The organism is Mesorhizobium waitakense (assembly GCF_056431085.1).
In genome coordinates this window covers 1-10,001 of record NZ_JBWKME010000063.1, presented here as the reverse complement: position 1 = coordinate 10,001, position 10,001 = coordinate 1, and the positions used below count along the sequence as shown (strand labels likewise).

Sequence of the window (10,001 nt, the reverse complement as noted above, 5' to 3'; positions counted from 1 at the left end):
TGAGTTTCCCGCTCCCGACGCGGATAAGAACCCAGGAGCATGCTCGCCCCATTATTTCATACAAAGTGAGCCTGCCCCCCTTGTGCGAAGTTCTGGGTTCAATCCGGAAGAGATTTTAGCACGCGCTCCCCCAACTTTGGGGAGATGACGAGACCTCCAACCTCCGCGACGGAAACGCCGCCGTCTCATGGGATGAGCATGCGACATTCGCTTTGCCCGCGCTCCCTGGGAGGCCTGCGCAGGGGCGAAGCAGGCGGCTTCTCCTTAAAGTGTCCGACTAAAGCAAGCTCGCCTGCTCAGCCTCGCGGCGCAGTTTTGCCGCGGCCCCGGCCCGGCCGGCAGGTCCCTTAGCAGCCGGGCCTTGTGATATTTTGTCAGGATCGAGGTCCGCAACAGTTTACCGTCCTATGCCGATAACTGTCATCCTTACCGCTGCGGTTCTCCTGGGTCTTGCGCTATGTCAAATCCGTTCCGCTTTCGCCGCGACACTGTATTTCGCCAATGCCTTTCCTCACGCGATGGTCCGCTCTAACCGCCGAACGCGATGGCATGAACACAATATCGGTTAGCTACAAGCGCCATCGTTCGCCCTGCCGAGATCATCACGCACACCGAGATTTTCGACGCTTTCCCTTCAGACTGCGCTTGGTCGAGGAGATCGGAGCGCGGCAATGCTATATGCTGGGGGACGATACGGCTAGGAGCCAGACATTGCTCGCTAGCGGACGCCCTCGGATAGCGATATCCGGCACTTCGATAACGCGTGGTATCGATTACAGGCAAGAAGCATTGGCAGTGGGCGCGCCGTGATCAGGACAGGAACGTGCTCGGCGTGTTCTTCCAAGGCTGCCAAGCGCCTGCTGACCCAGTCGCTTGCACAGAGTTGCGGCCCCAAGGGCATGATCATCGACAAATGGCGTTCCAATAACGCGATAGAACGTCAGGTGATGCCGAAAGTCGATCATCGCAAAAGAGGCTCAACAATCGCGCCGGGGGGTGCCATCGCGAAAACAGTTGGCCATACAGGACTTCCGATCCAGAGGCGGTTTACAACGCGTCGATCTTTCCAGCCTTGCGAAATCACTTGTCCGGACTGATTGGCAAGCTGCTGCACGCGATCGCCTTCAAGATGGGCCGTGCACCAAAACATGGCATACCCGGCCTGGCTAGTGAATTTCATGTCGACGTCAGTGGGTATCTCGCCCGATGTACCGAGCGGTGCCGCCTATGATGTCTCAAAGCCTACACAACAAACAAAAGCTGTCGCTATTGAACGAAAACGCTGGGCAGCGAACAGACTATCTATCCGAAACGTCTGCTTTTCGTGCTCAGCTTGACCTTCAAAGCGAAAAGAAGGAACCGCAACAAGATGCGCCGGCCAACCTGAGCGTAAGCCCGCAGCTACGTCTCCAGGATGGCGCGTTATTTGCGTGGTCGATTTCCGTAGCCGTTGTGACGTCTGCCTACAACAAGCGGAGATGACTATGGCGATTGGCCCAGACGCGCTGAATTCCGTGGGGCAACTGACGAGTGTCGCTTTGCGTCGAGGCGCAGCCCACCGGAGCACGCGCGAATGAACATCAGGAGCCTTCTCCTCGGCTCAACTGCAGTGCTGATCGCCCTTTCCGACGCGCGCGCGGTCGATGCTGTGGCTGTGGCCGAGCCAGAATCGACCGAATACATCAAGGTCTGCGACGTGTACGGCTCCGGCTACTTCTACATCCCCGGCACCGAGACCTGTCTGCGCATCGGCGGCGATGTCCTTTACGACATCGGCCTGGGCCATGTCGGATCGTATGACGGCGCCAGAACCTCAGACCTGAGGACTGGTGAGGATCAGGGCACATGGCGAAACAACGCTCGCTTGACCTTCAAAACTTGGACCGGCCAGGAGACCGAACTCGGCACACTGAAGACCTATACGGAAACCCGCATGGACTTTGGTAATCGCAACGCTTATTCGGGCACGGACAGCCCGCAAAACTACGCCTTCAACAGAGGCGTCAAATTGGCTTTCACTTGGATTCAGCTTGGCGGCCTGCGAGTTGGTAAGGACTGGTCGGCCTTCCACGTGTTTACTGGCCACGCTGGCGACGTCCTCAATAAGATGCTTGTTCCGCACGGCGGCTACGAAGCCAACGTGGTTCAGTACTACTTTGACAGCGGCAACGGCTTTTCGGCGGTGGCTTCACTCGAAGAAGGCTCGGGCGTAGTCGGGACTATCGACAGCTATGTTCCGCATGTCGTCGGCGGCGTGAAATACATGCAAGGCTGGGGGGCGATCACTGGCGTTGTCGCTTATGATAGCAACTACGAATCTCTGGCTGGTAAGGTCCGCGTCGACGTCAATGTCACAAACGAATTTTCGCTATTCGGAACGTTCGGCTACGGCTCCTATGGCAAGCTCAGCGACAACTCCATTAACACAATCGACGCTCATCGTCGCAGCTTCTACAAATTTTGGGGCGGCAACTGGGCTTTCTGGGCCGGCGCCACTTACAGATTCAACGAGAAAACTTCGTTCAACCTTCAGGTCTCGGGTGATCAGCTCAAGGACTATGGTCTGACTGCAAACGCTGTCTATACGGCGTTTGCAGGTCTAATAATCACAGCCGAAATCGACTACGACCACTATGGCGACTTCGGCGCCGGCATGGTTGACCCTTCCAACGTGAACTGGACCAAAGCTGACAAAAAGAACAGCGTCGGCGGCATCATCCGTTTCCAACACTCATTCTAACGGAATGAGAAACTGCATCTGGGTGGTCCGATTGAAAGCAACCCATCGACCGGGTGCAGCAGCCCAGCGCATCCACGCTCCAGACGCCGGCCTTGGCCCAGCGGGTGAAGCGGGCATGGACGCTCTTCCACTTGCCGTAGCGCTCCAAAAGGTGCTGCCAGAATGCTCCGGATCGCAGGACCCATAAAACTCCGTTCACAAACAGGCGGTTGTCGGCGCCGCTACGGCCCGGATCACCAACCTTGCCCGGCAGAAGCGGGGCGATCCGGACCCACTGCGCCTCGTTCAGTTCATAGCGCTTTACACCCATCAAACCCGCTCCGAATCAGTAAATCCGGAACGCATTGATTCAGCACATCTCAGTTTTGGAAATCCTGAATGTGGATTGGTCCTAGCGCGCCTTGCAGGATGCGGCTGATCATGCCCAGGCCATGCGAGCGCTGCTAGCGGGATCGCCTGCACATGCCGGGCATTGCCGCCGATGACGCTCGAGCGCAGGTCCAGGCCGAGAGCCTTGCAGAACGACCGGATCAGGATCGTCTGGTCGGGATCCCACGCTTGCGGCCGGCGTGCCGCAGAGCGGGCCTAGCGGATCGCCCTCGATGATGCCTACCTCGGGGTAGCGCTGGAGGATGCCGGCCAGCGCTTCAGCCCGATCATTCGACATGGAAAGGCCGAGCGGCAGGTGCGCGCGCGGCTGGCAGACGAAGGCCATGGGCCGCTTCGCCAGAGCGTTCGCCAAGGAAGCGAGCGCCGGGCCCTCGGCATCCCATGCCACGGCTCGATAGTGCCCGGATCCGGGACGGGTCGGTGCAAAGGCTCGTCGCGTTTGCCGCCACCCGGGCACAGGGCCCGGGCGTCACGATGTATTGCGATCTGCGTTACAAACGGATATATACGCTCGCAGCACAGGAGAGAGCGCCATGGCCGCGACGGGCCCCAGGAAGGAAACGCCCGTCTCGATGCGGTTTCGCGATGACGATCTGACCATTATCGACCGCGGCGCGGAACTGCTAGGCCTGTCTCGCACCGAGTTCATGCGCCGCGCCGCACTGCACGAAGCGCAGGCGGCAATCCTCAACGCGACCCTCATTCGCCTGTCGCCGGACGCCTACAATGCATTCATGCAGGCGATCGCCGCCCCAGCAAGCCCTCCGCCGCCTAAGGCGGCGGAGCGGCTCCGCCGGTTTGCCCCTTGGGAAAGCTAGGTGGCGCTTTCAGGCATAGAACTGCTGGACGACACGCATCGTCTCGACGCATTCGATTGCGGCAAGCCCGCCCTCAACGCATGGCTGCTCGGCTTTGCGCGGACCAACCAGGCTCGCGGGTTTACCCGAGTCCTGGTTGTTCACAATGACAGAACCGTGGTCGGTTATTATGGGCTCGCACCCAGCGTGATCCAGCCGAACAGTGCGCCGCGCTCGATCCGCACGGGGCGCCCACCGGATCCGATCCCTTGCCTTTTGATTGGACAACTCGCGGTCGATCAAAACTACGTGGGGCGTGGCGTCGGCAGCGGACTGGTAAAGGACGCGCTGCGGCGCTGCATCGCCGGCGCCGACATCGTCGGTGGCCGCGCGGTCGTGGTCAGGGCAATTGACACCGAGGCCGAGCGCTATTGGCACAGTTGGGGCTTCATCGCCGCACGGGATAATCCTTCCGTCCTCATGCGCTCGATTCAGGATGTGCGCCTCTGGTTGGCAGACACTGCGCACTAGCTACGTGCAGAAACAGCTCGGGCACACCAGCGCTGAGATGACCCGAAAATATCAACTGCGCCGCGACCGCTTCCGGGTCAACCTCACCAAGGCGTCGGCGTTGTAGAAAAAGCCCCTCCCCTGCCCGGCAACGATCCGGAGGGGAGGCGATCAGGTCGGCTTGGACGATGACAACGCCTATCAAGCACAGCGATCGCAGCATCCAGACTGTCGGCGGCCGACGCTTCATAGTCGGGCATGATCATCAACTGTGCGATGGCACGACTAACGAATTCCGGATTGAACTTTTCCAACCGTTCCCTGGTGCGCGCGACTTGTTGCGGAAACGCGCGCAAGGCATCGACGACTTCGCCGAGTTGCGACCGGGCTGCGGCTGCGATGTCGAAGATGTCACGAGGCCTGGCTTGGGAGCCGCGATAATAGACCTTCTTGACAATGATTTCGGGAATGGTCTCGAGCCGAACCGTCCTCCCTTCGACATCATATGTCTTGAAGGGCGTCTTGGTCCTCCGGCTATGATGAAGTCGATTTCGCCGATGCCTTCGAAGGCGAACTTCATCACCCTGACAGTCCGATGGCGTCGGCGCAAAGCGCAGGCGGCTTCTGGACGGGTCGATGAAGCCAAGCAGTGCGGGTCATCGAGGAAAACATCGATGTCATGGCTTTCACGATGGCCGATCTTGATCATCATAGCCGTCCCACCGCCAAACGACCATTCGAAGTCTGACCGCCGCATTTTCCCGAAGCTGGTTAATCAGATCGACGGCGATGCTAAAAGGCCGCCGCCATTCGGAAGGGCGCCGGCTATCGTGTTCGGCCATCACGCAGCGAGCGGATAGCTCTCGCCGGACCAGGCGGAGAACGCAGCGGCGAAGGCCTTCAGGTCGGGGACCGGGATGTGGTGCACGACAGCGAGCTCGACCTGCAGTGCGAGGGGAACCTCGCCAAGAAAGGCGCTGATATGACCAGGATGCTGTTTGGCCAACTCGAGATCCGCCAGGCAATAAGCCAGACCTGCATAGTCCAGCTGTACGCTGTAGGGCGCGTTCACGGTCGTCAGGACGGACGCCAAATGCTTGCTCATAATGGCTTAAGCTAGTTGTTTCGGGACCATCGCATAAGCTACCAACCTCTCCAGCACCTGATGGGATCAAGAATTTATTCCTTTAGCTATCGACAATGACCTCTGATTGATCTCGCCGATGTCCTTGCGCTCCTCGATCAGCCCGACGATGACGGCTTCATGCGCATCGAGGCTGGAGGCGCGGCGGCGGCCCTGCCCGCGGCGCGCCGGCGGTGCAAGGCCCTTCGGTGATCGTCGCAACGCCGGCCGAATCATAGCTGCGATGTTCGAGATGCTTCAAGGCGTTGACCAATCGCTCCGATACCGGCAGTTGCCAAACGATGCCAACAATCCCGCACATGTTGGCCTCCGAATTGTCCCCAGCAGTTCCAACCGACGCAGTAATAGAGAGGGGCGGGGCATGACCGCCTTGGGATCGATATATTAGAGCCTTGGACGATTGATATAATTGATTATAGCAATAATTATCATTCATCTTTTGGATAGCTGACAGGCCTTTGAGGGCCCTGATCTCCATCTCCTGAGGCTCCACGCACTGATCGACCGCAAGCTCGCCGCGCGACGCGAAGATCAACCTGTCGAGCGCGAATGGCTGTTGCTACGCAAATGCAATGCCGCAGGAGTCCTACAAGCCTCGGCAGCGGCAGCCCCTGTCCAGGCCTCCCCCAGTGTGGTTCCGACACCTCCAGTGTCGTCCCTTCTCCATCCGGTGATATTGACCGAACAGCCGCAGCGTGTCGCGATGGATGAGCTTGAGGGGGCCACGCCCCTCCCTTCGACCGGACCTGACAAGCGCTCCTACCGGCCATCATAGTTGTCGCTCAACCGGACACCCTAATTGTCGCCGCGCAATGGCAGCGTGCGCGCGAGTTGAGGTGAATATGCTAGATGCATCCATCACGTGGATGCGACCTCATTCGAACAATCGATTTGTTCAATGGGCCAGCTTCTCGATAGCTAAGCCTCAGTCATCGAATCATGGGGGTCTGGAGGGCAACGCAAGCCTAACGAATGCGGGGGACCGCACTAGGAGGATCGATGCGCAGAGAAATCGAAATCGGGTTGCTCGCATCCCGCGCTAGTTTCGACTTCCGCGACTTCTGCTGTCGCCCCGATCTCAGAGCCCACGGTGGCGTGTGCAATGGATTGTCCTCCCTTGAAAGGAGAAGAAATGCGAACGCTGCTCGTGGATCATCATGCGGATCTTACGCACACAGTGCCAGTTGCGCTCGCGGAAAACGGCTTTGCCGTTGATGTCGTTGGTAGCCTGGACCAAGCGTCGAGTGCATTTTCTTGCGCGAGCTATGAAATTCTCCTGCTGGAGTTGGCTCTACCAGATGGCGATGGCTTAGATTGGCTGAGGCAGCTTAGGAGCGAGGGACACTCAGTTCCTGCCCTCGTTATGAGTAACCTCGACGATCTCGATAAGCGAATTGCGATTTTCAATGGTGGCGCGGACGATTTTCTGCTCAAGCCATTCTCTACCGACGAGCTTATCGCCAGAATGAGAGCCGTTCTGCGCCGGTCGACACAGAAGACCGACCCCATCATAGTATTTGGCAATCTCCACTTCGATCCAATCGGCCGAGAGGTTTCGGTTGCCGATCAACCGCTGAGGATGGCACGCCGCGAACTATGTATTCTAGAGCATCTGCTTAACCGTGCGGGCCGCATCGTGCCACGTGCGCAGTTGGAAGATCACGTTTATTCGTTCAACGACGAAATATCTGGCAACGCGCTTGAAGTCGGAATCTATCGCTTACGGGGACATCTGTGCAGGTCAGGTGCAACGCCACGAATCACGACCGTGCGCGGCATTGGCTACATTCTTGAATTGACCGACGGTCTATCCGCATAGTTGGTCGAATTTGAAAGAAAAGACTGCCTTGAAAATCGTTCCAACTCGTCATCCTGACACCAATCGGCGGCCGACGCTCATCGTCGGTTCGAGACCTGCCGTCTCTCCTTACTTGGGCCATCTCCTCTGCGCGCTCGTTCTGCTATCTCCACTTTCTGCGGCTGCCCAGAACAAGCCGGATGCGGGGGCGCCCCGTGCCGCTTCCAACAGCATCAACACCACGCTGAACCTCTCCTCTTCGCTCGGCAAGACAGTTCATTTGCCGGCGCCAGCCGCGACCATCTTTGTTGCCGACCCGACGATCGCCGATTATCAGGCACCCTCGAGTAGCACCATCTTCGTCTTTGGCAAGAAATCCGGGCGAACCAGCCTGTTCGCCCTGGACAAAAACGGCGAGGCACTCGCCGAGTTACGGATTGTCGTCAGCCAACCGATCGGGGATCTGCGCGCTATGTTGAGGGACCAGGTCGGCGATTATCCGATCCGCGTCAACTATACGCCGCGCGGCGCAATCCTAAGCGGTACAGCGCCCGACGCGGAGGCCGCCGACACTGCCAAAAGGGTTACTGAGCAATTTCTCGGTGACGGTGCGCAGGTCGTCAATAACATCAAGGTCGCCGGATCCTTGCAGGTTAATCTCAGTGTGCGCGTAGCAGAGGTCTCCCGTAGCGCCATGAAGGCACTCGGCATTAACCTGTCCGCCTTCGGTCAAATCGGCAACTTCAGAGTGGGTTTGTTAAGCGGCAAAGGTGGTGGCTCTGGGGCGGCGAATGGTGGCGGTACAGCAGAAATCGGATTCGACAATGGTGCTGTCAACGTCGGCGCGGTTCTCGACGCGCTCGCCAAGGAGAACATCGCTTCGGTGTTGGCTGAGCCGAACCTTACCGCTATGTCCGGTGAAACCGCCAGCTTCCTTGCCGGCGGCGAATTTCCCATTCCTGTCCAGCAGGAAAATAGGCAAGTCTCGGTAGAATTCCGTCACTTCGGCGTCAGCCTGGAATTCGTGCCAACCGTTCTCAACAACAACCTAATCAATATTCACGTAAAGCCGGAAGTCAGTGAACTTTCGGCACAAGGTGCCGTTGAGATCAACGGTATCTCGGTGCCAGCAGTTTCCACGCGCCGAGCCGACACGGTCGTCGAACTCGCCAGTGGGCAGAGCTTCGCAATTGGTGGTCTCATCAGGCGTAACGTCAACAATGATATCAGTGTTTTTCCATGGCTCGGCGAAATGCCGATCCTTGGCGCGCTGTTCCGCTCGTCCTCGTTTCGAAAGGAAGAGTCGGAACTGGTTATTCTTGTTACGCCCTACATCGTAAGGCCAGGCTCCAACCCCGACCAGATGAGCGCACCCACGGACCCGCCGGCGCCGACTTTGGACGCGGGAGGCACTCCGACGAATTCGTTGGCAAGTCCGCCGCCAGGCCGCGCGACTGCCCGCACCGGCGCGCCAGGCGCCAAGGGCGGTCCTGGCTTCATCATAGAATAGCTGTCGGCCAATGACGTTGCGGAACATAGTTCTCCAGATCGCTCTGACGGCAAGCGTAAGTGGCTGCACAAGCACTACGCCGATCGATGTCGAGCCATCGGCACCAATCCTTATCCGACAGGAGACCACCGTCCTGACCATAGAGAGCCTTCGCGCTTCCGGACGGCAGCGCTTGCGTGTCTTCCTTGAGAGGGCCAGTCGCGGTCGGCGCGATGCCCTCCACCTGCTTATCAGCGGGTCGTCCCAGCTCAGCGCAGAGGCAGTCCATCAGGCCAGGCAGATGGGCCTCGACGCTTACAGCATCCATTTGCTCGACCAACACGACGGTGGCGCAGTGCGAATAGAGGCGATTGTCTATCATGCCCGCCCCCCTGTCTGTCCGTCGTATTCCGGCGCTTTACTCACTGACAAGTCCTTCCACCAGCCGCTTGGCTGTTCGACGCGCCATAACCTGGCGGTAATGGTCAACGATCCGCGCGATTTGCTCGACAACAAGGCTATCGAGCCAAGCGATGGCGATCGTGCGGCTATACCAGTTGCCACATACAGGACATTCGCGACGGGTAAAGGTGGCTGACATAAGGTCTTTTCGTCTAAGCCCGGTAGACCCTCCGGCGCCAGCACATACCGTCGCGTATTGTTTATCGGTTGCATTATGGAGCGGCACGTTGCGCCGGACGCGGCTGAACGCGGGCCCGCACTTGATCATAGAGCCGAATCTCACCGGGCATTGCGAGAGAGACCGCGAGGCCAAATGGCACCAACTCGTCGACCGGCGCGGCCGGATCGGCATCTCTGTGAATTTTCAGCTGCAAGCTCATGCCTTCGGCGACGACCGCGGCCTGCGCGCCGCTCCACACCCGGGTGAAGACGGTTCCGCGATTTGTCTGGTTCCCGTCCGGTTGCCAGGCATCGGCGGATACGCCAAGCCCGGCAACTTCGGCGGGATCAAGGATCCTCATTTTCACCGCTCGATATGATTTCTGGCCAGGGATGACCGGCGTAAACCATGCGAGCGTCGCAGACACCAAATGATCCCGGGCCTGCCCGCCTAGCTGTGAGCTTTCAGGAGGTTGTCCATTCGGACCGGACCGGGGAGACTGGAGTTACCA

Annotated in this window: 10 protein-coding genes and 1 pseudogene; 6 read left to right on the top strand and 5 right to left on the bottom strand. The window is 58.8% G+C overall.

Translation table 11 applies throughout. The features are described 5' to 3' along the window. Positions 1 to 1,573 precede the first annotated feature (1,573 nt). Complete coding sequence (locus tag AC07FD_RS15130; RefSeq protein WP_095090051.1) at positions 1,574 to 2,740, top strand: porin; 1,167 nt, start codon at positions 1,574 to 1,576, stop codon at positions 2,738 to 2,740. Positions 2,741 to 2,819: 79 nt separating this feature from the next. Here the strand turns inward: AC07FD_RS15130 and AC07FD_RS15125 are convergent. Next, positions 2,820 to 3,050, bottom strand: a pseudogene (locus AC07FD_RS15125) (transposase); the annotation flags it as partial. A gap of 613 nt (positions 3,051 to 3,663) precedes the next feature. Between AC07FD_RS15125 and AC07FD_RS15120 the strand changes: the two are divergent. Together AC07FD_RS15120 and AC07FD_RS15115 are read left to right on the top strand one after the other, a co-directional pair. Continuing rightward, a complete protein-coding gene (locus AC07FD_RS15120; RefSeq protein ID WP_478350469.1) occupies positions 3,664 to 3,948 on the top strand; it encodes a type II toxin-antitoxin system TacA family antitoxin in 285 nt (94 codons plus the stop codon). Next, a complete protein-coding gene (locus AC07FD_RS15115; protein ID WP_378924384.1) occupies positions 3,949 to 4,458 on the top strand; it encodes a GNAT family N-acetyltransferase in 510 nt (169 codons plus the stop codon). 244 nt (positions 4,459 to 4,702) lie between these two features. Here the strand turns inward: AC07FD_RS15115 and AC07FD_RS15110 are convergent, their stop codons facing one another. The 3 genes from AC07FD_RS15110 to AC07FD_RS15100 form a co-directional block, all read right to left on the bottom strand. After that, positions 4,703 to 5,146, bottom strand: coding sequence for a hypothetical protein (locus AC07FD_RS15110; protein WP_478350468.1), 444 nt, complete (start codon positions 5,144 to 5,146; stop codon positions 4,703 to 4,705). 132 nt (positions 5,147 to 5,278) lie between these two features. Next, positions 5,279 to 5,542, bottom strand: a complete 264-nt coding sequence (locus tag AC07FD_RS15105; protein WP_095090044.1) for a hypothetical protein — start codon at positions 5,540 to 5,542, stop codon at positions 5,279 to 5,281. Positions 5,543 to 5,608: 66 nt separating this feature from the next. Then, entirely contained in the window at positions 5,609 to 5,782 is a 174-nt protein-coding gene (locus tag AC07FD_RS15100; protein ID WP_478350470.1) for a hypothetical protein, read from the bottom strand. 931 nt (positions 5,783 to 6,713) lie between these two features. Here AC07FD_RS15100 and AC07FD_RS15095 point away from each other — a divergent pair. From AC07FD_RS15095 to AC07FD_RS15085, 3 genes are read left to right on the top strand one after another with little or no spacing between them, the layout of a single operon-like run. Next, on the top strand, positions 6,714 to 7,400 hold the full coding sequence (locus AC07FD_RS15095; protein WP_095090041.1) for a response regulator: 687 nt from the start codon (positions 6,714 to 6,716) through the stop codon (positions 7,398 to 7,400). Positions 7,401 to 7,428: 28 nt separating this feature from the next. Continuing rightward, positions 7,429 to 8,889, top strand: coding sequence for a type II and III secretion system protein family protein (locus AC07FD_RS15090; RefSeq protein ID WP_478350467.1), 1,461 nt, complete (start codon positions 7,429 to 7,431; stop codon positions 8,887 to 8,889). 10 nt (positions 8,890 to 8,899) lie between these two features. Further along, complete coding sequence (locus AC07FD_RS15085; RefSeq protein ID WP_095090039.1) at positions 8,900 to 9,466, top strand: CpaD family pilus assembly lipoprotein; 567 nt, start codon at positions 8,900 to 8,902, stop codon at positions 9,464 to 9,466. 76 nt (positions 9,467 to 9,542) lie between these two features. Here the strand turns inward: AC07FD_RS15085 and AC07FD_RS15080 are convergent, their stop codons facing one another. Further along, complete coding sequence (locus AC07FD_RS15080; RefSeq protein ID WP_378924381.1) at positions 9,543 to 9,917, bottom strand: hypothetical protein; 375 nt, start codon at positions 9,915 to 9,917, stop codon at positions 9,543 to 9,545. Positions 9,918 to 10,001 lie beyond the last annotated feature (84 nt).

Coding starts and splice junctions, on each gene's coding strand:
- AC07FD_RS15120 (WP_478350469.1), top strand. CDS start 3,664: ATGGCCGCGACGGGCCCCAGGAAGGAAACGCCCGTCTCGATGCGGTTT.
- AC07FD_RS15085 (WP_095090039.1), top strand. CDS start 8,900: ATGACGTTGCGGAACATAGTTCTCCAGATCGCTCTGACGGCAAGCGTA.
- AC07FD_RS15110 (WP_478350468.1), bottom strand. CDS start 5,146: ATGATCAAGATCGGCCATCGTGAAAGCCATGACATCGATGTTTTCCTC.
- AC07FD_RS15095 (WP_095090041.1), top strand. CDS start 6,714: ATGCGAACGCTGCTCGTGGATCATCATGCGGATCTTACGCACACAGTG.
- AC07FD_RS15105 (WP_095090044.1), bottom strand. CDS start 5,542: ATGAGCAAGCATTTGGCGTCCGTCCTGACGACCGTGAACGCGCCCTAC.
- AC07FD_RS15130 (WP_095090051.1), top strand. CDS start 1,574: ATGAACATCAGGAGCCTTCTCCTCGGCTCAACTGCAGTGCTGATCGCC.